The sequence below is a fragment of the Aeromonas sp. XH genome (assembly GCF_033348475.1).
Taxonomy (GTDB): Bacteria; Pseudomonadota; Gammaproteobacteria; order Enterobacterales; family Aeromonadaceae; genus Aeromonas; species Aeromonas sanarellii.
In genome coordinates this window covers 1,660,018-1,684,852 of sequence record NZ_CP137630.1, presented here as the reverse complement: position 1 = coordinate 1,684,852, position 24,835 = coordinate 1,660,018, and the positions used below count along the sequence as shown (strand labels likewise).

At 61.8% G+C, this 24,835-nt stretch carries 19 protein-coding genes; all 19 read right to left on the bottom strand.

What is annotated here, in order from left to right; genetic code table 11:
- Positions 1-10: 10 nt before the first annotated feature.
- The 19 genes from R2B70_RS07950 to R2B70_RS07860 all read right to left on the bottom strand — a co-directional run bounded on the left by R2B70_RS07950 (position 11) and on the right by R2B70_RS07860 (position 24,826).
- The gene (locus R2B70_RS07950) at positions 11-298 is read right to left on the bottom strand and encodes a type VI secretion system PAAR protein (RefSeq protein ID WP_017411057.1); all 288 of its coding nucleotides are present in this window, start codon (positions 296-298) and stop codon (positions 11-13) included.
- Positions 299-554: 256 nt separating this feature from the next.
- Positions 555-1,985 (bottom strand): VasL domain-containing protein, encoded by a 1,431-nt coding sequence (locus tag R2B70_RS07945; RefSeq protein ID WP_318163071.1) that lies wholly within the window; start codon positions 1,983-1,985, stop codon positions 555-557.
- Positions 1,986-2,031: 46 nt separating this feature from the next.
- Positions 2,032-5,517 carry a type VI secretion system membrane subunit TssM gene (tssM, locus tag R2B70_RS07940; protein WP_318163070.1) on the bottom strand — a complete coding sequence of 1,162 codons (3,486 nt, stop codon included), beginning with the start codon at positions 5,515-5,517 and terminating at the stop codon, positions 2,032-2,034.
- Between the two features lie 41 nt (positions 5,518-5,558).
- Positions 5,559-6,998: a type VI secretion system protein TssA gene (gene tssA, locus R2B70_RS07935; protein ID WP_318163069.1), complete on the bottom strand. Its 1,440-nt coding sequence runs from the start codon at positions 6,996-6,998 to the stop codon at positions 5,559-5,561.
- An 8-nt stretch (positions 6,999-7,006) separates the two neighbouring features.
- Positions 7,007-7,612 (bottom strand): type VI secretion system-associated protein VasI, encoded by a 606-nt coding sequence (vasI, locus tag R2B70_RS07930; protein WP_318163068.1) that lies wholly within the window; start codon positions 7,610-7,612, stop codon positions 7,007-7,009.
- Entirely contained in the window at positions 7,612-9,150 is a 1,539-nt protein-coding gene (gene vasH, locus R2B70_RS07925) for a sigma-54-dependent transcriptional regulator VasH (RefSeq protein WP_318163067.1), read from the bottom strand. Before vasH ends, vasI begins: the two co-directional genes overlap by 1 nt.
- 2 nt (positions 9,151-9,152) lie before the next feature.
- Positions 9,153-11,795, bottom strand: coding sequence for a type VI secretion system ATPase TssH (gene tssH / locus R2B70_RS07920; RefSeq protein WP_318163066.1), 2,643 nt, complete (start codon positions 11,793-11,795; stop codon positions 9,153-9,155).
- 20 nt (positions 11,796-11,815) lie between these two features.
- Positions 11,816-12,595 carry a type IVB secretion system protein IcmH/DotU gene (gene icmH, locus R2B70_RS07915; protein ID WP_043167132.1) on the bottom strand — a complete coding sequence of 260 codons (780 nt, stop codon included), beginning with the start codon at positions 12,593-12,595 and terminating at the stop codon, positions 11,816-11,818.
- 22 nt (positions 12,596-12,617) lie between these two features.
- Positions 12,618-13,952, bottom strand: coding sequence for a type VI secretion system baseplate subunit TssK (gene tssK, locus R2B70_RS07910; protein WP_318163065.1), 1,335 nt, complete (start codon positions 13,950-13,952; stop codon positions 12,618-12,620).
- Positions 13,953-13,954: 2 nt separating this feature from the next.
- Positions 13,955-14,470, bottom strand: coding sequence for a type VI secretion system lipoprotein TssJ (gene tssJ / locus R2B70_RS07905; RefSeq protein WP_266140532.1), 516 nt, complete (start codon positions 14,468-14,470; stop codon positions 13,955-13,957).
- Positions 14,470-15,720, bottom strand: coding sequence for a type VI secretion system-associated FHA domain protein TagH (tagH, locus tag R2B70_RS07900; protein WP_318163064.1), 1,251 nt, complete (start codon positions 15,718-15,720; stop codon positions 14,470-14,472). Before tagH ends, tssJ begins: the two co-directional genes overlap by 1 nt.
- Positions 15,721-15,776: 56 nt before the next feature.
- Entirely contained in the window at positions 15,777-16,775 is a 999-nt protein-coding gene (gene tssG / locus R2B70_RS07895) for a type VI secretion system baseplate subunit TssG (RefSeq protein ID WP_318163063.1), read from the bottom strand.
- On the bottom strand, positions 16,739-18,505 hold the full coding sequence (gene tssF / locus R2B70_RS07890) for a type VI secretion system baseplate subunit TssF (protein WP_011705715.1): 1,767 nt from the start codon (positions 18,503-18,505) through the stop codon (positions 16,739-16,741). Before tssF ends, tssG begins: the two co-directional genes overlap by 37 nt.
- A 3-nt stretch (positions 18,506-18,508) precedes the next feature.
- A complete protein-coding gene (gene tssE / locus R2B70_RS07885) occupies positions 18,509-18,940 on the bottom strand; it encodes a type VI secretion system baseplate subunit TssE (protein ID WP_209791818.1) in 432 nt (143 codons plus the stop codon).
- A gap of 6 nt (positions 18,941-18,946) precedes the next feature.
- A complete protein-coding gene (tssC, locus tag R2B70_RS07880) occupies positions 18,947-20,425 on the bottom strand; it encodes a type VI secretion system contractile sheath large subunit (RefSeq protein ID WP_318163062.1) in 1,479 nt (492 codons plus the stop codon).
- 38 nt (positions 20,426-20,463) lie between these two features.
- A complete protein-coding gene (gene tssB / locus R2B70_RS07875; RefSeq protein ID WP_209791816.1) occupies positions 20,464-20,967 on the bottom strand; it encodes a type VI secretion system contractile sheath small subunit in 504 nt (167 codons plus the stop codon).
- 674 nt (positions 20,968-21,641) lie between these two features.
- Positions 21,642-23,027, bottom strand: coding sequence for a tetratricopeptide repeat protein (locus tag R2B70_RS07870; RefSeq protein WP_318163061.1), 1,386 nt, complete (start codon positions 23,025-23,027; stop codon positions 21,642-21,644).
- Positions 23,028-23,167: 140 nt separating this feature from the next.
- On the bottom strand, positions 23,168-23,551 hold the full coding sequence (locus R2B70_RS07865; protein ID WP_318163060.1) for a hypothetical protein: 384 nt from the start codon (positions 23,549-23,551) through the stop codon (positions 23,168-23,170).
- Positions 23,552-23,836: 285 nt separating this feature from the next.
- Positions 23,837-24,826, bottom strand: coding sequence for a type VI secretion system immunity protein (locus tag R2B70_RS07860; RefSeq protein ID WP_318163059.1), 990 nt, complete (start codon positions 24,824-24,826; stop codon positions 23,837-23,839).
- Between the last annotated feature and the right edge of the window lie 9 nt (positions 24,827-24,835).

The following is a 24,835-nucleotide window of genomic DNA, read 5'->3' as shown; positions in this document are numbered from 1 at the left end:
GGAGCGCTCCTTAACCTGCCTGTCCGCTGCCTGAACCAATCACCACGCCGCCGCAGCCGACGGCGGTACCGGTCACGGCGATGGGCTTGCCGTTGACCAGCACAGAGCCGACGCCGCCCGAGATGCTGCGCGGATGGGGTGGATTGTTGGGTTTGTCGTGGGGGGCCAGCGGATCACCCTGGCGGGCCACCGGTTTGCCATCGAGGAACACATCCGGGCTGGCGGCAATCACGGGGGATGGGTGGAAACCATCGTGGTCGGTGCCGATGTCACCGAGCAATGCAATAGAAGGACACATCTGGATTCTCCGTGGGGCAACCATGGTGCAAGCGCAGCTGGTGCAGAGACAGTTGAAGCGGCGACCCAGCAGCCTCCATGCCATGGCAAAGCCGCCCACAATCACATTAAAAATCAGTAAATTACGATTCAAGCTCGCTGCAGCTGACAAATCTGCTGCAATCCATTGCGCAAGACAGGGCTAGTTTCCCGGCAAACCTTGCCTTGCCAGTCAAACCCACCACACCTTGCGCAATTTTTTGCTCAGGGCAGCATTTTCAGCTGCCAGGAACGCCCTGCTGCAGCTGATAGAGGCGGATGTTGAGCGCTTTCAGATCATTTTCCAGGCTTTTGAGCTCGGCAGCCGTGATGGGCTCCTGGGAGGCTTTTCTCGCCTCCAGTTCATCCAGGCGCAGACTGAACGGGATGTTCTGCATCAGATTCTTCTGCACTTCGTAGAGCTGGGATTTGAGGTAGGAGATGGTCACCGTCTTGCGCTGGCGCTCCAGCTCCAGCAGCTGATCGAGCAGGGCATCCACCCCGGCGCGGGCATCCAGGTAGGTGGGTACGTTGATGACATCCCCCTGCTGGCCGCCAAGCTGCGCCTGCCACTGCTTGTCCAGCGCCTTGACCGCCAGCGAGTCGGGATAGAGCATCAAGAGCGAGTTGCGCAGCCCCTCGCCGTAGCGATACCAGTAGAGCGGCGACGTCTGCTCGAGCCGGGTCAACTGGTTCTGGTAGCGGGCCACCAGATCGCTCTCCATGTTCTGCAGGGTCTGCTCCCCCAGCACGATGCGCGCCTGGCGAATGTCGTCATAGCTGAGGGCTCGGGGCAGCTCGGCGGCCGGCTGCACCAGACGCTGGGCCGCCACGGTTTTCTCTTGCTGATGTTGCTGCCAACCGAGCCAGCCCATCACCGGCAGGGCGCAGCTCAGCAGGCCGCAGCCAAACCAGAACCAGGCCGGACGCTGCCGGCGGTGCTGCTCTATCTTGAGCACGGTGGGCTTGACCTGCCCCTTCTCGCGCCCCACCAGAATGCTGCCCTGGGGCAGGTGCGGGGTCGATGCCGAAACCGTGCCGCCGTGCTCACTCTCCATGTCGGACTTGAAGAACACCATGGGCGGGATCTGCAGATCCTCCTTGAGGCCAGGCTCGTCGGAGACGATGACGATCTCGGTCTCATCGAACAGGTGGGTATACCCCTCGATGAAGTGCACCAGATTCTCGACCCGGGGAATGCGGCTCAGATCCGCGTTGTGCAGCTTCTCGCTGATGAGCTGCAGCGCCCGCTCGCAGCGATAGATCAGCCGCTTGTCCTCGTGGCTGATCTGGTACTGGCGAATGACGTCGCTGATGCGGGCGATGAACCAGTCGAGCATCTCGATACGGGCCCGCTCCTGATGGACCGGCGGCCAGAAGCTCTCCCACTGGGTGACGATGAGGTTGGCGAGAAACTCGCACCCTTCGGTAAAACCGCTGAGCCCCTGCAGGCGCGAACGGGCCAGGGTGAAGTAGATGGCGGTCTGCAAATCCACCCCGTGTTTTTCGAAGATAAGGCTGGCGAGCTGATGGATCCGCAGCCAGTCCACCTCGGGACGCGAAGCGTGGCTGAGCTTGTTGATCTCGGCCCGCAGCGCCTCGTACTCCGGCAACATCCTGGGGTCGCGCCCCACTTTCAGGGCCTGCTGACCTTGTTGATTCTGTGACATATGGACTTCCAACGCAGGAAGGGGGCACAGCGTGCCCCCGACGCGATCAATAGAGGGATTCGGGCAGTCTGAACTGACTGAACAGGCCGCCGGTGAAGGGGTTTTGCGCACTGTCGGTGTAGACGCGATAGGTCATGGCCCCCTGATCCACCGGGAAGCGCACATCGAAGGTGGCGTCATTGACCTGGGTCAGCTCCCCCTTGTCCATCAGGCGGAACATGGCCCAGGGGCCGACGAAGCCTTCGCTGCGCGGTGAGCGCTCGCGGGCGGCCGGCACCAGGGTGATCTTGCTCTCGGCCCCGTCGCGCATGGTGTTGGGCCACACCAACGGGATCTTGGTGCGGCGGCCGTGGGCGTATTCCAGCAGCTGGCCATCCAGGTTCAGCACGCTGCGCCGCTTGTTGGCGGTCAGCTCGATGGGCTCGAGGGCGAACTGCACCTCCAGGTTGCCCTGCTGACTGAAGAAGATCTGGCGGATACGGGCCGCACGGTCCAGCTGCTTGACCAGCTCGGCCTGGATGGGCGAGCTGAACTCCCCTTCCATCAGGCCGCTCTCCACCATGGGTTTGAGGTTGACCTGATAGAAGCTGTCCAGCGTCCCATTGGGTGCGAAGAAGCGCTCCATCTCGGAGAGGGGCACGTCCTTGTTCGAGCTTGGATCAAACGGATAACGGCCGGCCAGCTGGCTGTTGAAGGGGGCCAGCACCTTGTCCTGCCACTCCTGGTTGAGGGAGGACATGGCCAGGTCGATCACCAGCCGCGAGCTCTGCTCGGAGAGCTGACCCACCCAGCGATCGAGCGGAGCCGGCAGGCTGCGGGCATATTGCTGCAGGGCGAACACCGGATCGGCGTACTTGTTGGTCATGCGCAGCTGCACCGCTTTCAAGGCAGACTGGCCCGGCTCGGTGGCGTTGACGATGAGCTCCAGGTAGTGCTGCAGCTCCACCAGCTTCTGGTTGACCTCGGAGATGAGCGGCCCCTGCTCGCCGCGGCCGCTGAGCGCCGCGTTGGTCGCCATAAAGGGACGACCGATGCGGGCGCTGATGGCCTGGGCAGGGTCCCCTTCCACATCGGAGATCTTGCGAATGCGGGTGTTGTCATCCAGCGCGGCCAGCACTCGCTGGAACGGTTGATCGTTGCCGGTGATGGCAGCGAGCACGTCCAGCGCCTGCTCCGGGCTCTCCAGGGTCTGTACGTCCAGATTGGTCAGCAGTTTTTGCCACTGATTGACGTAATCGGTGACGTAACGGTCATTGACCTGACGGGTGATCTCCTTGCGATCCGCCTCGCTCAACTGGCTCAGCTTGCGCTGGCCCAGCACCCAGGCATCCATCGCGGTGAGATCGATGAGGGCCTTGTCCTGCTTGAGGAAGAAGTCGTTGAAACCGGGCCAGGTGAGCAGCCGCGGTACCTGGCCGGCGTTGTCGCTGCGCAGGACAAACACGGTGTCGAAGGTGGGGCCCACCTCGTCACGCACGTTGAGATCCGGCGGCAATACATCACCCGCCTTCACCACCAGGTTCTGGTAGACCCGCTGATACATGGGCAGCTTGCCGAGCTCGCGCTGGGCACCGTAGACCGGCTCCTTGAACGGCACAAAGGCGGTGATGGCGGCCTGATCCCGGGCAGCCCGAGCACCGTGCCAGTCGGTATGATCGAGGGCATAGTCCAGGTGTCCCATCAGTTGCTCCTGCACCGCGCCTTGCCCCGGGAAGGCCTTCTGCCAGCGGCTCGCCATGTACTGCGCCACCAGCTCCTTGTTGCGACCCGACGCATCGTCCAGCATCCGCATCACCCGCAGGATGGCGAGCTTCTCCTCGCTCCCCGCAGGCGCCTGGTTGAGATCTGCCAGCAATCCCTGCATCTGGGCCGGCAGGAAGCGCAGGCTCAGCAGTTGCAGGTAGGAGCCTTCCACATAGGGACCGATCTCGTCCCCCTGGTAGAGACCGAGATCCGCCACCAGCGGCATCCGCTCGCGGTAGTTGCCAAAGGAGAGGGTCGCCTCGCGAATGAGGTTGAGGCGCGGCAGCTGGCTCACCCCGAAGGCGTGGGCATCGGCCACCTCGTTGGTCTCCATGAAGGCCTGGGCCTTGGTCAGTACGTTGCGACCCGCCTCCTCGTTGACCCGGTAGAAGTAGTGCCAGCCACCGATGAGGGCGGCCGAGAAGAGCGACAGACAGCTGAGGCCGATGGCCATGCGGCGCCGGCGATAGAGGGTATGCAGCCGGTTTTCGCCGGCCAGATGGGCCTCCGGGAAGATGATGGAGGAGAAGAGCTGGCGCACGAAATAGGTGTTGGACTCCCCGCGCAGGGCCGAGTGGATGGGCTCTGGCAGGTTGTAGCGGCGGGAGGCCGCCTGGGCAAACGCATCGAACGGCACCCCCTGCTGATAGACGGAGCTGACATAGACCCCGCGCACCAGCAGTGGCTTGCTCTCCTCGATGGCCAGGGTCTCGGCCAGCAGGCTGGTCACGTAATCCTTGAGGCCCGCCAGCTGGCGCACGAACGAGAACAGCGCGTTGCGCTGGGCGGCATCGAGCCGGCTCAGCATCAGCTCGGGCAGATTCTGGTTGAGGTTGTCCACCCACTGATCCCAGAACAGGGCCAGATCCTGCTGCCAGTCGGCGCCCGGCTTGAAGGTCACCCCCAGCACGGCCTCTCGGGCCTCCTTGTCGAGCTGCTGGTAGATCACCTCAAAGCCGCGCAGCAGATCGAGCTTGGTGAAGGTGACATAGAGCGGCAACCGGGTATTCATGGTGGCCGATACCTCCTGCAGGCGCGAGCGCATCAGCTGGGCATAGGCCTTGCGCTCGGCCACGCTGGCGTGGGAGAGCCAGGCCAGATCCACGGTCAGCACCAGGCCGTTGAGGGGCTGACGACGACGGTGTTCATTGAGCCAGCCGAGCAGGTGCAGCCAGAGCCGCTCATGCTTGCGCGCCTGGGGATCCAGCTCGGCTTCGCTCTGGGAGAGCAGCACCCCGGCGGGATCCAGCATCACCGCCTGTTCCCCCAGCCAGCAATCCACCAGCTGATCCTGCGCCACGTCGCGCAGTTCGGTATCGAGTCTCGGGTTGAGCTTGTTGGCCGGGTTGGCGCGGTGAATGAGGCTGCTCTTGCCGCTGCCGGGCAGACCCAGCACCAGATACCAGGGCATGGCGTAGAGCGCCCCCTTGCCCAGATGGGTATTCAGCGCCTGCAGCCAGCGATCGAGGAACAGCGCCTGCCTGTCGATGAGCCCCTTGACCGGGTCCTGCTCCAGCACCACCTCGTGCTGACGCTCGGCCTTGAGCTGCTGCATCTTGCGCCACACCCGCCAGGAGGCCACCCCCAGCAGCAACCAGAGCCAGAGCAGGGTGAACACCACCCGCCCCCACAGCGGCTCGAACGGCTTGGCGCCACGCACCTCGAGACGAGGGCCCAGCCACCACACCAGGATGAGAGCCAGTACCCAGAGCACAGCACCGAGCAGGGGCCAGGAGGGTTTCAATTTCGGCAGCTGTTGCCGCAGAAAAGTAAAAATGGTTTTGAACATAAAATGTGATCCAACTCCGACTCAATGACTCATTTCGGCATTCATTTCGACAACGGCGCCGCCAGGCTCTCCAGGCGGTTGACCAGCCCGGGCTCCCAGTGCGACAACCCGAGGCGACTGGCCTCTTGCCACAAGTGTTGATAGTGCTGGCGCGCAAGCGCCTCCATGCCTTCCTGCGCCAACAGCTCCGCCTGCACCAGCAAGGCGTGGAAGCGATCTCTTGGCTCTTTCAACTGCGCAATCCGCTCATCGAGCAGGGCGAGCGCCGCCGCGACCCCCTGCTCGCCGTGGCGCTGGGCGACCTCCTCGGCCAGCCCCGCCTCGCCACTGCCCGCACCGCCGCCCTTGGCCGGTTGCAGCCAGCGGCTGCTCTCGGGGGAGAGAAACGGCGAGCCGTCGCTAAAAGCAAGCTCCCGCAGGGCCGGCAGGCGCTGCAGAAAAGTGCCGAGCTCCTCGGCGATCGCCTGGGCCACCGCCCCAAAGCCGAGCTTCTGGGCCACCTCGGCCGAGAGCCTGTGCCCTTCGAACCAGTAAGGTGCCAGGGTCAGGCTCTGTTCGATGCGCTGCCAGAGCCCCTGATCAGGGGCGTTCATGGCGGCGCGGTACTCGTCCACCATGTCCGCCGACATGGGCGCCAACGGGGTTTTATTGCCCGGCCCACTCATGGGGACCGTCGTGATCCCGGACCAGACGGCGTGACGGCGCAGCCGATAGCCAACCGCGGCATCAGGCTGACGCTCGATGAGGAGCTCAGCCACCTTGAGCTGGGTCTGGCGCCAGGCGCGATCGTTGGAACTGTCGATGTCGACGGCGGCACTGCCGCCACCACCGCTGAGCAGCATGGCGTCGCTGGCACTCTGCCCAGCCGCTGTCGGGCTACTCGCTGCCGAGGAGCTACTGCTCTGAGGGTGCCCGGCGGCATTGGCCTCGGCCTGTGCCACCTGCTGGCGCTGGGCCCGCTTCAGCCCCATCACCAACGGGTCGAGCAGCTCCCCCTTGTCGGGACACTGCGCCAGCCAGACACGCTCCAGTTGCTCGGCCTGAGCCAGCAACTGGGCCAGCTCGGCCGCCGAAGCGCTCTCACAAATGCGCGGCAAGGCCCCTTCGAAGCGCTTGACGATTTGCACCATCAGTCGCTGCTTCTGGCTGGCATTGCCGGGCCAGGCCAGCAGCCAGTAAGCCTGGATCCAGGCCTCCAGCAGACTGATCGCCGCCCCCAGGGGAGTCGCCTTGGCCGGGTGCTGCAGGCAGCGCAGCAGCTGGGCCAGCACCCGCATGTCCTTGGTGCGGCTCTCCAGCAAGCCGAGGCACGCCTCGGCCACCGCATTGAGATCGACCTGGCTGTGAGCGAGGGATCCCAGCTTGACCAGTTCGGTCTCCACGTAGTCCCAGCGCGGCTCGTCAGCCAGCACCGCACCTCTTATCTGTTCATCCGGCAGGCTGGTGAGCAGGCGTGCACACCAGGGGTGTTGATAGCTCATCGCCCCTCCTACCAGCGGCACTGCTGACGCAGCGGTGCCAGCGCCTCTTTCAGGCCGCTCAAATCGACCCGCAAGAGGGCGCCGTTGTCGGCCCGCACCTGCAGCTCCCGATGGCCCAACCAGCGTTTGAGCTCCTCGATGGCGGGCAGACCGCGGCCATATTCCAGCAACAGACCCTGATCCCGAATAAACCAGCTCTGGGAGCCGGCACTCGGCTGACCATCCAGCTCGACCTGCACCTTCTCGCCGCTCCAGGGCTGATCCAGCCGCAGCCGGATATGGGTGATGCTGTCGACACAGCCGATGGAGAGCGTCGCCCCGCGCAGCGCCGGGCGGGTCAGGGTTTCACTACCGCGCGCCTCATCGCTTTGCAACAGGAAGGGGGCGCTCGCTGGCGTGCGGGCCTGCTCCTGGGCCCAGATGGCCTGCCAGGCCGCCGATTTGGGGGCAGCCCCCTCGGTGGTACTGGCCGCGCCATTGCCGATGGCGTCGTAGCAGGCGAGTCGCACCAGCGGCGAGGGCTCCTGCCGGCAGGCCTGCCAGCGCGCCATGTCCAGCGGGACCTCGGCCGCACTGGTGGCCAGCAGCAGCGGTAACAAGCCGAGGATGCTCATCAGTTCACCTCCAGTTTCTGGCACTTGTGATCCAGGGTGCGCTTGGGGATGTTGAGACTCTCGGCCACCAGCATCCGATTGCCCTGGAAGTGGCGCAGCCGCGCCTCGATGACCGAGGCCTCGTACTGCTGCATGGCCCGGCGCAGATCGCGGATATGGTTGTAGTCGTCCATGGCGCCGGGCAACTCGACGCAGACCCGCTCGCGCAGCTCCGGCGGCAGCGCCTCCAACCCCACCTCCTCCCCGTGACGGGTATGGGCGCAGGCCACCTCCAGCAGGTTGCGCAGCTCGCGCACGTTGCCGGGGAAGTCATAGGTCTGCAGCTGTTTCAAGAACTTGCGCTGCAAGCCGGCGAGCGTCTTGCCATCCTGGGCGGCAAACTGGGCCATGAAGTGCTGGCACAGCAGCGGCACGTCATCCATGTGCTCGCGCAGGGGGGCGATCAGCAGCAGGCACTGACAGAGGCGGTGATAGAGGTCGGCCCGAAACTGCCCCTCCTCCACATGGCGGGTCAGCGGCTGATGGGTGGCGGCGATGAGGCGAAAATCGGAGTGATACTCCTGCTCGGCCCCGAGCGGCCGGTAACTGCGGGTTTCCAGCACCCGCAGCAGCTTGGCCTGCATGGCGGCGGGCATGTCCCCCACCTCGTCCAGAAACAGGGTGCCGCCGTTGGCCTGGGCCACCAGCCCGGTCTTGTTGGCAAGGGCGCCGGAGAAGGCCCCCTTCTGATAACCGAACAGCTCGCTCTCGATGAGGTTCTCCGGGATGGCGGCGCAGTTGATGGCGACAAAGGGCTTGTTGGCGCGATCGGAGCACTGGTGCACCAGCCTTGCCACCACCTCCTTGCCGCTGCCGGTCTCCCCCTGGATCAGCACGGTCAGCTTGTGCTGGCCGGCTTGGCTTATCTGCTCGCGCAGCCCGCGGATCACCGCCGACTGGCCGACCAGCTGATCGCCGAGCAGCTTCTCGTGCTGGCGCAGCCGCTCCCCCTCTCCCTTCATCTGACGTAGGGAGTCGCGCAGCACTCCCTGATCCCGCCGGCTGCGACCGAGATCGCGAATGAGGGTGAGCTGGTTGCAAAAGACCTGGGAGAGCTGGGCCAGCTCGGGGCCGTCGGCCCAGGCCCGCAGCACCTCCCCCTCATCCATCAGGGCCAGCACGGCAAACGGCTTGCCGTTGCCATCCAGCAGCGGAAACGCGTGCAGCCCGCACTGCTGGCCGAGGTCGGCCAGCAGTGCGCGAAAACCGGCGTGCTCGATGCGGGCACCACCGTAGAGCGAGTCCCAGGTGCGGGACTGGGCCTTGTGCAGCACATAGGCAAGGGGGTGGGAAAAATCGTCCACCGCCAGCCACAGCGCCACGTCTTTCCCCCTGACCCAGCCTTGGCACTCCAGCTGGCGGCCGCTCACATCCAGCATGCCGAGCAGCAGCCCCCTGGGCTGGAAGCTGGCATGGACGGTCGAGCTCCACCAGTGGCACAGGTTCGGCTCATCGCGCTGGGCGGTGAGGGCCAGGGCAAATGCGAGGGCTTGCTCCATACTCAAGCCCCCACCTCGGCCACGAACTGGTGATCGGCCACGGAAAAGTGGACGCGCTTGATGGGTTCACCGGCCGAGAGGCGTTGCAGCAGTTGCAGGGAGACCGGTGGCAGCAGGGCACCGTCGATGATGGATTCGAGCATGCGGGCGCCGTTCTCGCTGCGATTGGCCCGCAGCAGGATCTCTTCTGCCACCTCGTCGTCCAGCACCACCTCGGCGCCGAAGCGCTCCTTGAGCAGCTTGACCAGCCGGTTGAGCTTGCCGCCCACGATCTGTACCAGGGTATCGTGACCGAGCGGCAAATAGGGGATCACCTCCATGCGCGCCAGCAACGCCGGCTTGAAGAAGGCGGCGAGCTCCGGATAGAGGGCATCCAGCAGATCGTCGGGCTGCTCGGCATGATCGACGATGGTCTGGAAACCGAGGTTGGAAGTGAGGAAGAAGACCACGTTCTTGCAGTCGATGATGCGCCCTTCCCCGTCCGCCAGCTCGCCCTTGTCGAACGCCTGATAGAAGAGGTTGAGCACGTCCGGGTGGGCCTTCTCCACCTCGTCCAGCAGCACCACGGAGTAAGGCTTCTGCCGAATCGCCTCGGTCAGCACGCCACCCTCGCCGAAGCCGACATAGCCGGGCGGCGAGCCGATCAGGCGCGAGACGGTGTGCTTCTCCTGATACTCGGACATGTTGATGGTGGTCAGATACTGGCGGCCACCGAACATCAGCTCGGCAATCTGCAGCACGGTCTCGGTCTTGCCGACCCCGCTCGGCCCCACCAGCAGGAAGGCCCCGAGCGGCCGGCCGGGACGACGCAGATCGGCGCGAGCGGTGAGCAGGTGCTTGTGCAGGTGAGCCACCGCCACATCCTGCCCCTTGATGAGCTCGCCGAGGTATTCCGGCAGACGAGTCACCACGTCCAGCTCCCCCTGGGAGATGCGATTGAGGGGCACCCCGGTCCACTCGGCGATCACCGCGGCGATCTGGGTCTTGTCGACGTGGGCGGAGACTAGCACTTCACCCTGCTGTAGCTCGGCCAGCTCGCGCTCGAGGGTGGCCAGCTGCTCGGCAGCGGCTTGCGGATCGAGCGGCGCATCGGCGAGATCCAGCGCCTCTCTGGCCAGCATCTCATCCTGCTGATCGGCCAGCAGGGCTGCGCGCAGCTCGACAATCTGGTGTACCAGCCCTTGCTGCTGCTGCCACCGGGCCTCCTGCTCGGCCAGATCTTCGCGGCAAGCTTGCTGGGCCGCCTGCAACTCGGCCAGGCGCTCTGCGTTGTCACCAAGACCTATCAGGCTCTGGCGCTCCAGCTGGCGGATCTCCAGCTCGCGCTGGCGCAGCGCGTTTTGCAGGTGGCTGACCGTGCGCGGCGGCGTGGTGAGGTTGATGGCCACCCGGGCACAGGCGGTATCGAGCACGTCGATCGCCTTGTCCGGCAACTGACGGCCGGAGATATAGCGGGCGGAGAGCTGGGCGGCCGCCTGCAGCGCCTCCTCGTCGATCAGCACCCCGTGGGCCTTCTCGTAGATGCTGCGCAGGCCGCGCAGGATCACGGTAGCCTCGTCGGCATCGGGCTCACCGACCTTCACCAGCTGGAAGCGGCGCGACAGGGCCGCGTCTTTTTCCACGTATTTCTTGTACTCGCCCCAGGTGGTGGCGGCGATGGTGCGCAGCTCGCCCCGGGCCAGCGCCGGCTTGATGAGGTTGGAAACATCCAGTCCGCCGGCCTGGTTGCCAGCCCCGATCAGGGTGTGCGCCTCGTCGATGAACAGGATGACAGGTTGCACGGCGTCCTTGACCTCCTGCATCACCCCCTTGAAGCGCTTCTCGAACTCCCCCTTGACCGAGGCGCCGGCCTGCATGGCACCGAGATCCAGGGTCATCAGCTCGACCCCGCGCAGCTTCTCTGGCACCTGACCCGCCACCATGCGCAGGGCCAGCCCCTCGATGAGGGCGCTCTTGCCGACCCCGGCCTCCCCCACCACTATGGGGTTGTTCTTGCGACGACGGGAGAGGATGTCGATCATCAGATCGATCTCGTGATCCCGGCAGAGCACGGGATCCAGGCTGCCCTGGCGGGCCTGCTCGGTCACATTGACGGTAAAGCGGGCCAGCAGGCTGGCATCGGCCGGCAGGGCTGCCTGGGCCGTCTTGCCGCCGGGAGCTGTGGTCACTTGCGTCTCGGCAGACTCCTTGACCCACTCGTCGAACTGCTGGCGCAGCAGCTCGCGATTGACCTTGGCGAGCAAACGAGTCACCGAACCCGGCAGGTAACGCTGCGGGGTCATCAGCAGCACCAGCAGCATGACGCCGCTGCGCAGCTGGGCATGTTGCAGCTCGGCGGAGGCGAGCAGCCAGCTGTCTTGCAGCCACTCCACCAGCATGGGCGAGAAGGAGGGGTAACCCTGGCCATAACTGCCGTCGGCAGCGGACGGTTGCAGCAGGGTCTTGAGCTCTTCCACCTCCACCTCGGCCATCTTCAGGATCTGGCGCACGTCGCTCAGCGGGGTCTCCAGCATCTTGAGCAGCAGGTGCTCGATGCGGATCTCGGCTCCCTGGTGATTGACGCAGAGGGCCGCAGCCTCCTCCAGCATGTGACGGCAGATGGGATTGAGTCTTTCCACCAGTACCGGTAGCTCTATACGAATCAAGGCGTGATCTCCTTAGGTATTTATTTTAATAATTCGCCCAGTTGACGCAGCACGTCCTGGGTCTGGTTATTGAGTTGGTGGTGATAGAGGCTAAAGATCAGCGCCAGGATCAGCGCGCCGCCCATGAACAGGCTGCGCAGGGAGACCTGCTTGCGCAGCTGATAGCGGGAAGCCTGCTGGCCCAGATCGAGGTGAAACACGCTGGGCGCCTCGCCGCCGGCCTCGGGGGCCAACTGCTTGTGCAGCTGGCGCACGATGCGCTCGAACTCGCCTTGCCCCTTGCTCATCACCTTGTAACGCCCCTCGAAACCGAGGCACAGACAGAGGTAGATGAACTCCAGAATGTCGCGATAGCGCACCGGATCTTCCTGCAGGCGGGCCAGCAGCACGAACACCTTCTCGCCGCCCCAGGTCTCGTTGTGAAAGCGGGTCAGCAGGGAGTGCTCGGACCATTCACTTTGACTGCCCCAGTCACGGCCCATCACGGCCTCGTCGATGAAGGTGCAGAGGATGTAGCGAAACGACAGCACCACCCCGTTCTCGTAGCCCTGGGCCATCAGCTCCTGTTCGATGGCCTGGATCTCGGTCACCACCCGCTGGTAGAGCTCGGGCACCCGGTCGTAGCGCGACAGCAGGCGCACCCGCTGCACCAGCCCCAACAAGGGGGTCACCGCATCGATCATCGGGTTGATGCTCTGTCCCCGCAGGCGGAACCAGTAGTCCGAATCCATGTCCAGCTGCTCGGCATGATCGAACAGCAGATCGCTGAGTTGCTCGTTCTTGATAATGTCCGTGGTCATCTCTGCTTGTTCCTTGGTGCGATCACTGGCTGCGAATGGCCCAGAGCTGCATGTCGAGCTCGGGGAAGTCGCCGGCGATATGGAAGGCAAGGGTGTTGCCCACCGCCAGCATCTGCCAGGCCGGGCTCTGCCGGTCGAGCTGGAAGTAGCTGTAACCGGCGTGATAGGGCAGCTGGCGCGGCGCCACCGGCAGCGGCAGCAGCGGAATGCCGGGCAGTTGCAGGCTGATGAGCTCGCGGATCTTGTCGCTGGAGGCCACCTTGGTCTGCTGCAGCAACTGCTTGCGCAGCTGCTCCTGCGGCATGCGGGCACGCACCGCCAGCACGAAGTCGGCGCTTGTCATCAGCTCGCTCTCGTTCACCATGGCCACCATGATGCCGTACTGGTGCTTGCGCAGCTGGATGGAGACGGCGCGCGGCGACAACACTGTGCTGAGTGCCTGGCGCAGGGCCAGCATCACCGGCTCGAAGCTCACCTGCTGATCGTCGTGACGATAGGCGGGGAACTCGGGCGGCAGGCGGGATTCGTCGGTAAAGGTCATCAGCTCGCCACAGAGCTGCACCAGCGCCTCATGCAACCGCTCGGGGTGCAGGGTGCCAAGGCGCGCCAGATGGGAGAGCTGGGGCTGGGCCCGGTTGAGCAGCTGCAGCATCATGAACTCGGCCACGTCGGCCACCCCCTGCTGACCCGGCGCGGCGATGCGCTGGGAGAGGCTGCGGGCCCGCTCGGCCACGAGGCCGGCCGACTCGCCGAGGAAGCGCTTGAGGGTCGGGATGGCGGAGACGCTGATGCTGCAGGGCATGAAGTTGGGATCCAGCACCAGGCCGCCGTCCGGCCGCTTGTCCAGAATGCGGGCAATGGCGAGCGACGCGTAGGCGCTGCGATCCTCGCGCTCCAGCATCAGCCGCAGGCTGACCCGCCCCACTTCGAGGGAGACCACGTCACCCCCTTCGCTGTGCAGATCCCGCACGTCGTGGCGATGGGCCTGCAACCGGGTGGCCACCTGGCCGCCCTGATTGACCTCGTTGACGCCGCTCACCGAGAGCGGCAGCGCCAGATAGACCTTCTGGTTGGCCACCGAGGCGTCGGTGACTTCCAGCGGGGTCGGCAGCATATCGTCGTTCGGGATGTTGAACACTGTGCCATCCGGCAGTATGCCGGTGGCACCCACCAGGGCGATGCGGCCAAAGCCCAGGTAATCCTCGTTGATGGCGAGCGACTGCAAGCCATAGAAATAATCGGACAGCGCGCTCAGGCGAGCGTGCAGCGCGTAATCCGAATGTCTTTGTTGTTGCTGGAAGTGCTGGGGCTTGATGAACAGCCCCTCACGCCAGATAACCCGATTTCGACTCGACATGGTTATTCTTCTTCTTTTTGCAGTTCCACTTCATCCAGGCGCAGGTGCACCAGGATTTGATAAGCCATTCCCTTGCTCTTGATCTTGATGACCTTGCGCCACTCGGCGCTGTCGGGGTCGGCGTAGCGTGCGATCACCCCGATGTAACGGGTCTTCTCATCGAGCTTGATGGGGGGCAGGTATTTGAACTGGCCCGGCAGCAGGGTGTAGTCCTGATGGTCCAGGTAGTTCTTGCCAAGGGCCTTCTCCACGTCCGCGGTCACCTGGTCGTAGTCGGTGGCGAGCAGCTTGGAATCCTCCGCCAGCAGCACCACCTGAAACTCGATAGGCGCCGCCTCCCCGCTCTCGTTGGGGTTGACGTCAGGCTCCGCCAGCAGGCTCAGCCCCAGGGTAGAGGGCTGATCATTGTTGCTGCCCACCTGGATATCCGGGTTCATGGCCACGTCTGCCATCTTGCCCATGGTGGTACAACCTGCCAGGGCCAGCAGCGCGGCGCCCAGCATCAGCGCTCGTATCATCAAATCAGTCCCTGTTGCTGACGCACGGCCTGGTCATAGGCCTGGGCATACACCTGGTGGAACAGCTTGTCGAACCCCTGCTGGCGGGCGGAGGTGAGCTCGCGGTAGTAGTGCTGATACATGTCCCAGGCCCAGCCTTCGTCGGCCGTGCCCGGTGCACCGCTGCGACGGTATTGCTCGAAGCGCCCCAGCAGCGCCTGCGGCGAAAACGCCTGCAGGATGCTGTCGAGCGCCGCACCGATGGCCTGCTGGTTCGCCACGTGATGAATGCGCACGTTGTGCAGGCTCTCGGCCACCGCCGCCGGCGCGCTCAGGTGGACCGGGCTCTTCTGCTCGGCAAACAGCACCGCCAGGGTCTCGTCATAATCAAGGCCCAGGCGCAGCGGGTTGTCCTCAATGGGACGCAGGTGCTTGTCCGCCAGCGCCGCCTGTTCGTTTTGCAACTGCAGCAGCCCTTCCACCATGGCCCGCACCGTCTTGCCCATCTCTTCGAGCATGTCGTGGGCCTGCTGGGTGTCCTGCAGTTGCAAGGGTTGACCCAGGCCACGCATCAGCGGGGTCAGGGCAACGTGGTCGACGCCGTCCAGCGACAGCTGATAATCGGGATGGTTCTCGATGGCGGGCATATCCAGAAATTCTTGGTTCATGGTGTTCTCGACAGCAGAAAAAGGGGCAAGAGGGGGGACGTCCACATCCGGTTGTGAACGCAGTGAAGCCTGCAGGCGACCGTCCGCCAGCGGACCATCCATCAACGGATTGGGCGCCCTGCGCTCCTGCTGCAATGCCAGCAAGGGATCGGCCGCCAGGGTGCGCGGATCGTCATCCGGTACGACGGGCTCATCGCTGGTCAACCACTCGTCGAGCTGCTCGGTGGGGCGATTGCCCAGCACCTGTTGCAGGCTCTGCTCGGGGGTGATGGCCCCCAGATAGGCGCGCAGCCGGAACGGGCCGACCACGAGCTCGTCCCCCTGCTCCAGATGCACCTTGCGCGCCCGCCCGATGGGCGAAGTGGCACCGTTGATATAGGTCTGGCCGCTCAGATCGCACAGACAGAAGCGACCGTCGTTGAGCTCGATACGGGCGTGGGCGGGCATGACGGCCCCCAGCCTGTCGCGCAGTTGCCAGTCATCCTGTTCGGAGGCCCCCAGGGTCCCCCCCATCTCGTCGAAGCGGTACTGCACCTGCTGGCTGCCGTCGAGCTGTTCGCTGTTGAGCACCACCAGGGAAAGTTGCTGGTTAAAATCGTCCACAGTTACTCCTGCACTGATTCCTGTAGTTAAATTTTCTGCGCTGTTGATGTCTGCACTTATTCCTGCACGCAGATGGTCACGAACGGATCACTCGGCGGCTGGCCGAGAAAGGTACTCCACCCCAGACGGGCACTCTGCTCCTCACCGAGCCTCAACCCCCTCGCCTGCTCCTGGCCGAACCCCAGGCGCAGATCCCAGGCCAGCTGATCGCGCAGGATGAAGGAGACAAAGGTCACCAGGGCATGGAAGTGCTCCCCGTTCGGCAGAAAGCCGAGGAACTGGCCAAAGCTCAGGTTGTTGATCTTCAACAAGAACTTGCCGGCACAGTCATTCACCTTGTCACCGATGACAAAATCGCTCCCCAACGTGGCGCAGGCGCCGCCGAGGCGATTTTGCTGATCCTGATGAATAGGCACCTTGCGCCACTGCCAGGCGCTCACCTGCACATCGGCCAGATCGAAACAGTGGGCCACCAGACCGGCCACCACCTCGGGGGAGCGGCTGGGGCTGGCCAGCATGCCCGCATAGGAGAGCATCTTGGCCCGATTGACCGGCAGGCTCTGACAGACCGCCTCGTTGCCAAGCCCCACCAGGGCGAACATCAGGCGGGAGAAGCCATCCTCGCCGTTGTCCTGAAACCGCACGTGGTAGCGATACTTGCGCCAGATCCGGTGCAGCAGGGTCAGCAGACGGTGGTGGAAGAAGTCCAGAAACAGGCCGAGCTTCTGCTCCCCCTGGGCGTACTCCCACGCCAGCGAATCGAGGTAATAGCCGGGCATCGGCGACTGGCTGCCGTGCAGGCCGAGGAAGGCCACCTCCAACTCGTGACGCCCCTGCCCGTCCCGACCAATCTGCAGCACGTCGCTGGTGGGAAACCCCAGGGAAGCAGTCGCCTTGAAGCGGATGTTCTCGTCACCGGGCAGGTAGTCGAGCCCTCGCTCCTGATCGGCGCCATCGAGCCGGTTGAGCAGCTCAACCAGCTGGAAGAAGTTGAAGCGGGGCGCCTCCCGGGCGGCGCTCACATCAGAGAGTGCTGACCGATCTGGACTGGCCATTGGTAGCGCTCCTTGTTGTCGAGATTGACCACCTCAAGCAGGTGGAAGGCGTTGACGCTGGCATAGAGCGAGAAGAAGTGGGCCAGCACGGTGCTGAACAGATAGAGCTCCCCTTCGCTGCCAAAGGCAGACTGGCGGATGGAGAGCACCGACTTGAGCCCCCGCACCGGCATGCCGCGCACCAGCCGATCCACCGGCTTGGTCTCGATCTCTTCAATCCCCGCCAGCCGCTTGCGCGAGGCCTGCTCGGCCTGCTTGTCGTGCAGCGCCGGAAAATCGTAGGTGCGCAGCACCTGCACCAAGGCATCGCGGCGCAGCAGGGAGACATAGTTGAGCGACAGGTTGGATATCAGCGTCCAGTGCAGACTGCCGTCCAGCGCCGGGCGCAGCGGCCGGGTCGGCCGGATCAGGTTGCGGAAGGTGGCAAACGAGGGCGAGCTGCCGGTCGGCACGCAGACGCTGCCCACCTTGAGACGGGCGGCGCGGGAGCGGTTGGTGCAGGTGAGCGTCACCGAGATGGATTCATCCAGTTCGACCGTGGTGGTTTCATCCCCGCGCACGAACGAGAGGCTGTGCTCGAAACCATCCCCGCTTACCGCCTCCTTGACCCGCACCCGGTAGTAGAGCGCCAGTCGCTGTTTGGCCCGCTCAATCTGGTGCTGGAAGCTCTCGAACGGCTGATAGATGCGCGGCGTACCGCGCGAGCGGCCGAGGTTCCCCTCGACCCAGCCTTCCACCTGATCCACCGAGAAGATCTCGAAGCTGTCGGCGTGGCGATAGCTTGCCTTAAGGGGATACTCCGCCTGGCGGCCATTGAGGTTGACCGGTTCGCTGTCGTGCTGGAACAGGTTGATGGCCGGCACGCAGTTGAGCATGAAGGAGTCGGGCCGGATCTTGAGCTCCGCCGGCAAGGGCCGGTCGAAGCAGAAGTGCACCTTGAATTCGCTCACCGGCAACGGCTGTTTGGGCCACTCGCCACCGGAGAGTTCGAAGAAGAGGAAGCTTTCCGGGAAGCAGAAGTACTCCTGCAGGATCCGGTAGCCGGAATAGACGTTGTTCGGATAGGGCAGCAGCGCGTCATCGCGCTCGAAGCCGACCGATTTGAGGGCCTTGGCCTCCTGGCGAAAGCGCTTGCCGTCGATCTCCAGCTCGATATGGGAAAGCTGGTTGGAAAGCCAGAAGTAGAGCTCATAGGCGGTGTAGCTGTCGCCACCAAGGAAGAAGCGCAGCTTGTCCAGCTGCAGCTCGCTGAGCGGCAGAGGGGCATGCAGGGCGATGTCCAGCGAGATGGTGGAGAGATCGTTGCCGCTCTGGGCGGCAATATGACGGATATCGGCCGGATAGACCCAGGTATCGTGACAGGTCTGGAAATGACAGGTCACCTCGTCCAGGGGCAGACTGTCGAGCTGGCAGCCTTGCCTGACCAGCGCCGGCTGGGCGATGGCCCCCGGAATGACCGAAAACTGCATGATGGTCATGCTGGGCACGGGACGCAGGTAGTTGGGCCAGAGCATGTTGAGCAGACCGTGGGTCAGCTCGGGAAACTCATCCTCAATCTTGGCACGCAGGTTGCCCGTTAGGAAGGCGAACCCCTCCAGCAGGCGCTCCACGTCCGGATCGGTGTTCTGCTCCGACAGAAAGCGGGTGAGCTCGGGATAGGCGTCGGCAAATTCGCGCCCTTGCAGGCGCAAAAAAGCCAGTTCATCCCTGAAGTAATGTTCCAGCGACATTGATCAGACCATGCGGTAGTGACGGTGACTGTCCATATGGACGTTGAACGAGGTAACTTGCTCGATATGCTCCAGCCGCACGTGGGCCGTCACCTGAAACGACATCTCAAGCGGACTCGCCTGATAGTCGGGTGAACGAACATCCACATGGATGATCCGTGGTTCATAACGACGGATGCATTGCCGGATCGCCTCCCGGATCCGCCCCTTGATATCCGCACTGCCCTGAGTGGCGTCATTGAGATCAATGACCCCCAGATCGGGTGCACTGCGGCAATTGCCGGGACGGGTGTTGAGGATCTGGTCGAGCTGCCGTTTGACGGAGTCGACCAGTTCATCCACTTCCGAACGAGGGGAGGAGCCAAGCCCCTCCCCCCTGATGCGATCAAACAGGCTGGCCGCACTTCCTCTATCCCAGGAAGAGAGATGCGGCATCGGGCCTTATTCCTTGTCCAGTCGACCTACCAGAGAGAGCTCGAAGCTCGCCCCCATATACTTGAAGTGCGGGCGCACGGCCATGGCAACCTGGTACCAGCCCGGCTCCCCTTCCACGTCCAGCACCTTGATCTGCGCGGCGCGCAGCGGACGACGGCTGCGTACGTCTGCCGGCGGGTTCTCCTGATCGGCAACGTACTGCTTGATCCAACCGTTCAGCTCGCGCTCCAGATCCTGACGCTCCTTCCAAGAGCCGATCTGCTCGCGCTGCAGCACTTTGATGTAGTGCGCCAGGCGGTTGATGATGAACATGTAGGGCAGCTGGGTACCCAGCTTGTAGTTGGTTTCCGCTTCCTTGCCTTCCTTGGTGTTCGGGAATACCTTGGGCTTTTGCACCGAGTTGGCGGAGAAGAAGGCGGCGTTGTCGCTGTCTTTGCGCATGGTCAGGGTGATGAAGCCCTCTTCCGACAGCTCGTACTCGCGACGGTCGGTGATGAGCACCTCGGTCGGGATCTTCGCCTGCAGCTGACCCATGGCCTCATAAACGTGCACCGGCAGATCGTGGATGGCGCCACCGCTCTGCGGGCCTATGATATTCGGGCACCAGCGGTATTTGGCGAAGCTGTCGGTCAGGGAGGTACCCATCAGATAGGCGGTATTGCCCCACAGGTAGTGGTCGTGATCCGAGCTGATGTCTTCCTGATAGTTGAAGCCCTTGATGGGGTTTTCGGTCGGATCATAGGGCAGTCGCGCCAGGAAGCGCGGGGCGGTCAGTCCCAGGTAACGGGCATCTTCCGACTCACGCAGGGAACGCCACTTGGTGTAGGCCGGCCCTTCGAACACCGATTTCAGATCCTTGATGGAGGGCAGATCGGTAAAGCTGTCGACGCCGAAGAAGGCCGGTGCGACGGAAGAGATGAAGGGAGCATGGGCCATGGCCCCCACCGCGCTGACATATTGCATCAGCTTGATGTCGGGGGAGCTGTGGGTGAAGGCGTAGTCACCGATCACGGCGCCGATGGGCTGGCCACCGAACTGGCCGTAGCCGGTCGAGTAGACATGCTTGTAGAGACCGGACTGGGTGATCTCGGGTGAGAATTCGAAATCTTCCAGCAACTCTTCCTTGGTGGCGTGCAGCACCTGGATCTTGATGTTCTCGCGAAAATCGGTGCGATCCACCAAGAGCTTCAGGGAGCGCCAAGAGGACTCCATCTCCTGCAGCTCCTTGGCATGCAGGATGACGTCCATCTGCTTGCTCAGCTTCTTGTCGAGCTCGACGATCATGCTGTCCACCAGCGCCTTGTTGACCGGCTCGGTGGTGGTGCCGCTGTCCAGAATGTTGGCGATCAGGGCGGCAACGCCCTGCTTGGCGACGCTGTAGCCCTCATCCACCGGAGTGATGCGAGCCTGCGCCATGATTTCGTCCAGCAAGGACGAGGAGGCCGCACTCGCCCCCGCTTGAACCTGTTCTTCGACCAAAGACATGTTGTTTCCTTTCTCGTTCAGTCAATCCAACCCGGCGATCACTCGGCAGGCTTAATCAAATCCAGCTCCTTGAGCAGCTGCTCACGAGCCTCATCACTGGACAGCAGATCCTGCAAACGATTGCGGAAGGCGGGGATATTGCCCAGCGGCCCCTTCAGGGCAACCAGAGCCTCGCGCAGTTCCAGCAGCTTGCGCAGCTCGGGCACCTGCTGTGCCACGCTGTCGGGGGTGAAGTCTTCCAGAGACTGGATCCTGATCGAAACCGGCAGCTCGTCCTGGCTGTTTTCCTCCAGGCGATTGGGAACGGAAAACTTCAGCTCCAGTGCGGATTCTTTCATGACGGAAGAGAAATTATTCTTGTCGATGGAGACGGTCTGGCGCTCCTCGATAGGGGTATCTTCGGTACGCCCCTTCATATTTCCAACCACCATCATGGTCAGCGGAAGTTCTATTTCCGCCTGTTGACCACCGGTTGCCGGAACATATTTGATATTGATACGCTCTTTGGGCGCAACGGTGGCGCCATCAATTCCTTTTCCCATGCTCTAAATACCAAGTTAAGGGTCAACCAAGACCCTAAAGCTTATAGCCAATGCCTTTGCCAGCAACTGTAAAAAGTGACAGTTGACGGGATCAACGAGGAACCTGGCAGAGAGACATCAGCCGACGGTGCATCTCTGATATACATCAAGGCGAGGCTTGAGCATCAAAAACACAGTGTGCTTCTTGTTACTTAATACAACCCGATCACGTCTCCAATCTTTGTCAGAGATCATATTTGACTAGAGAGCCATTTGCGGCACATGGTATATTTTTAGCAATAAAATCGTCAACAAAAAATTGTTGCAAATGAATATAAAATAAAAGAGCAAAAATAAAATAACAACAAAAACAATGCGTTACAACACACCCGCTTAGAGGATGCACATATATCAACGATGGAAAAATGAATGACAAAATAGTCATCAAATAGGAGTTTTCTGATTTTATTACATCGATTAAGGGAGGCTTGATCTCCCTGGGAGGGCCTGCTTATGGACCATCAACAAGAATTTTCCTACATCAATGATCGCGATTATTGGCATTCAGAAAAGCCGTCATGACGGAAAATCATGGCGGCTTGGTGGAAGAACTATGATGGTAATAAAAGATTGAGCGCGTGGAGGGCAGTCTTTACCATCATCAATAGGATGGATTTATTATGGCATCTACGATGTCATATTTTATCTTGTGCCTGCCCCAACCCATGATTTTTTTCCAGCTTCTCGAACCAGTGCTGCGCCAGTTTTTGACCAGCTTTTTTTTCCTGCTCCGTCATCCCCCTCTCCAACTCACGTCCTGCGGCGGTTGCGTCCATATTGCCATCAGTGGCTGCCAGCAAATACCATGCATAGGCATGCAGCCTATTTCGAGGTGCCCCCCAGCCCTGCTCTCGCATGGTCCCCATGCGGTATTGGGCTTGCCGGTGATCGGCGTTTGCCGCCAGGCGATACTGTTTCAGCGCTTCGCCATAGTTCGCCTCGCCCCCCAACCCCAGGCGCAGCATCTCGCCATAGGCATAACGAGCCTCGATATTGCTCTGTGAGGCCGCCAGGGACAGGCTCTGGCGAGCAGCCTTCAGCTCTCCCCTCTCCTGTTGCAAGGTGGCCAGTTCGAGCTGAGCCTGACTCACACCGCCAATGGCGGCCAGGGTCAGCCAATGTTCCCGTGTCGCCATGTCGCTCTGTTGCAAGCTCAGCTGGTATTCGGCCTCATGGGAACCATTGCCTGCCGCCAGCTCCAGCCAGTAAAGGCCCAATGCCAGATCCTGAGCAACCGCATCACCGGCCAGATAGGCCTGCCCCAGCCACAATTGAGCCGGTACATCCCCCGCGTTGGCAGCACGCTGATAAAGGTCAAATGCCTCTTCAGATGGCGCCTTGCGCGCCAGGATCAGCAAGGCATCCGGTTGCTGCTGAACGGCCGCCTTCTCATACCAGCGCAGAGCAAGGTCGGGACGTTTGCTCACCCCCTTCCCCTGCTCATAGCGTGACCCCAGCTGGAATTGGGCATCACGATTGCCTTGTTCAGCGGCTTTTTCCAGCCACTTGACGGCATCCTCATCGGCGCCTGCCTGACCCGCATACCACTCTCCGAGAGTCAGCTGCGCTCCCGCATGCTCCCGCTTGGCGGCCTGCTCGAACCAGTCGAGACACTCGCTCACCAGCTTGCCCTTGTACCGCTGCCGGCAATCTAGGCCCAGCTGATAGCTGGCGTCTGCGTTTCCGAGCTTGGCGGAGCGCTGCCACCACTGCCTGGCCAGCCCGGGATGCTTGGGTTCTCCCAAGCCCGCCTGATACCAGCTTCCCACCTGCAACGCGGCCTTGCCTCGCAGCTGCGCATCTGCCGCCAGCGGCCCCGTTTGCTGTGCGGCCTGCTTCATCCAGCGCATCGCCTCGGGATAATCCGGCTTGGCCGCCAGGCGATGGGCCAGCTCGTACTGAGCCTTGCCCTGACCCTGGCGGGCGGCTTGAGTGAGTTCGGATTCGGTCTGTGACGTCGTTGCAGTACAAGCGGCGAGCCAATGACTCGCCAGTACCAACCATAATGTGCGGTATGTCATTATCTATATCTGCGAATAATTAAGATGGGAGGGGTGGCTGCGTACATAGCACGTCCTGACAACCCGATGCATTTACTATTTCTCGTCAGCTCTCTCTACAATGAGCCGTATTCCAGGCATCCTAATACTGACACAAAGCACTATTGTTCATTCACATGGTCCAGCTTGACTAGGTCCAGGCCCAGCTTGCGACCTTCATTCAACAGCTTATCTAGGATATCGGTTCGACAAATAAAACCTGTATATTGATCCGCCTCGAGATCCCAGAGCATGACCTCATATCCTCGCGCTTGCAGCCATAAGTCATAAAGCACCAACATGCTCCAAACCGATGCATCCTCATCCGGCTCGGAGCAGACGAAGTTCTCCTTCAAACCATGAACATCCGCCAACGCATTTCCTTGTAACTCAACTTCCTCGACGTCTCGCCAGTCGATACTGAGACATACCCAATGCTCTTCGGAATTCAACTCGACAAGCGTTGACACAATACGGCCCTGGAGATCATCAGTATCCGTATTCATCAAAGAGTTCACTCTGCCGACTCTGAACTCTTCAGGCAGAGAGGATAGTAAAATTGATAGAACCTATTTCTTTCTTCGTCTTTCGACATAAACCATGGGCATTAACAGAGGAGACAAGATGATGACAGAGAGGAGCAGGAATAGTCTTTTTATCGCCTTCACTTTTCTTTCTCAATTGCTTTCATACAGAACCAAGGATGCCAGGCAATGCCGCTGCGGCATCAAACGTCACTCGGTTCGAGAGTTATCGATCATGCAGGCTGTGCATGATCGATAAAATGCAGACTACTCCTGTATCCAGAACAACATGTCATCCTTGTTGACATGGGTTTGGGAAGGCAGCCGCTGCCCTTTGCGCAGCTGCCACTGCTCATCGGTCAGATTGCACCGCCAGTTGCCATCCTGCTCCACCACTGAGCCTGGCATGGAAATGGGGTGTTGAGCCACTCTCAGTGCCTGCCATTTCTCTGCAACACCGTTGGCTCTGGCATAATCGACCAGATCCTTGGGGTAATAGCGCATATCCCGATAGCTGCTGTCATCCAACTCATAGAGCAGGGTGACCAGCGCCGTTTCAAAAGCCCAATAGCCAAAGTAGATGGCATGCTTTGCCTTGTGCCTGTCGTGCCAATAGCACTCTTTACACCCCTTGTACCATCCCTTGAGATACTGCTTGATACTCGCCTCTCGCTCGGTTTTAGTTGGGGTCACCCCATCCCCCTTGATGGCATCAAATAGAGGGCGATAAACCTCGGGAATATAGGATTCGGGACCACGGGGAAAACCGGGATAGCCGAGACGGGCCAGCAGCACGCTCCACAGCGGGTCGTCGTCCCCTTCCGGATTCTTACTGATATAACGCACCAACTCGGGCAACATCTCATCCTGGCCATAGAGAATGCTTAATGAGAACATCCAGAGCAGATATTGATAGGCATCTTGCTCCCAGTAATAAAAGACACTATCTGAAAACTCTTTTTTATGACGCAACAGTTCTTTTTTTACTATCGAGAGGCATGCATTGATCTCTTCATGGGATACGCCACCAGAATAAAGGAGAATTGCATGTTCCAAGTTGTCCATGAACATACTTTCGCTGGCCATGGAGCGGGTAGGACGTCGATGTGGATCACTCCAGCGTTCATGTAAGGGATCGTTTATTTTAGCCCACCAACTTTGGTCAAAATATGATGACTCTTTATAATCCTCTATCTGCTCTAAAAAAAATGGCTCAGATAGTAGTGGATCTCGACGCTGTTCAATAAACGAACTCATTCACTGCTC

Bases quoted from the DNA above. Each gene is read 5' to 3' on its own strand.
- R2B70_RS07950 (WP_017411057.1), bottom strand. From the start codon at position 298: ATGTGTCCTTCTATTGCATTGCTCGGTGACATCGGCACCGACCACGAT.
- R2B70_RS07865 (WP_318163060.1), bottom strand. From the start codon at position 23,551: ATGAATACGGATACTGATGATCTCCAGGGCCGTATTGTGTCAACGCTT.
- R2B70_RS07870 (WP_318163061.1), bottom strand. From the start codon at position 23,027: ATGACATACCGCACATTATGGTTGGTACTGGCGAGTCATTGGCTCGCC.
- icmH (WP_043167132.1), bottom strand. From the start codon at position 12,595: ATGACCACGGACATTATCAAGAACGAGCAACTCAGCGATCTGCTGTTC.
- tssA (WP_318163069.1), bottom strand. From the start codon at position 6,998: ATGAGCTATCAACACCCCTGGTGTGCACGCCTGCTCACCAGCCTGCCG.
- tssM (WP_318163070.1), bottom strand. From the start codon at position 5,517: ATGTTCAAAACCATTTTTACTTTTCTGCGGCAACAGCTGCCGAAATTG.
- tssJ (WP_266140532.1), bottom strand. From the start codon at position 14,470: ATGATACGAGCGCTGATGCTGGGCGCCGCGCTGCTGGCCCTGGCAGGT.
- R2B70_RS07945 (WP_318163071.1), bottom strand. From the start codon at position 1,985: ATGTCACAGAATCAACAAGGTCAGCAGGCCCTGAAAGTGGGGCGCGAC.
- vasH (WP_318163067.1), bottom strand. From the start codon at position 9,150: ATGGAGCAAGCCCTCGCATTTGCCCTGGCCCTCACCGCCCAGCGCGAT.
- tssF (WP_011705715.1), bottom strand. From the start codon at position 18,505: ATGTCGCTGGAACATTACTTCAGGGATGAACTGGCTTTTTTGCGCCTG.
- tssG (WP_318163063.1), bottom strand. From the start codon at position 16,775: ATGGCCAGTCCAGATCGGTCAGCACTCTCTGATGTGAGCGCCGCCCGG.
- tssC (WP_318163062.1), bottom strand. From the start codon at position 20,425: ATGTCTTTGGTCGAAGAACAGGTTCAAGCGGGGGCGAGTGCGGCCTCC.
- tssE (WP_209791818.1), bottom strand. From the start codon at position 18,940: ATGCCGCATCTCTCTTCCTGGGATAGAGGAAGTGCGGCCAGCCTGTTT.
- tssK (WP_318163065.1), bottom strand. From the start codon at position 13,952: ATGTCGAGTCGAAATCGGGTTATCTGGCGTGAGGGGCTGTTCATCAAG.
- vasI (WP_318163068.1), bottom strand. From the start codon at position 7,612: ATGAGCATCCTCGGCTTGTTACCGCTGCTGCTGGCCACCAGTGCGGCC.
- R2B70_RS07860 (WP_318163059.1), bottom strand. From the start codon at position 24,826: ATGAGTTCGTTTATTGAACAGCGTCGAGATCCACTACTATCTGAGCCA.
- tssB (WP_209791816.1), bottom strand. From the start codon at position 20,967: ATGGGAAAAGGAATTGATGGCGCCACCGTTGCGCCCAAAGAGCGTATC.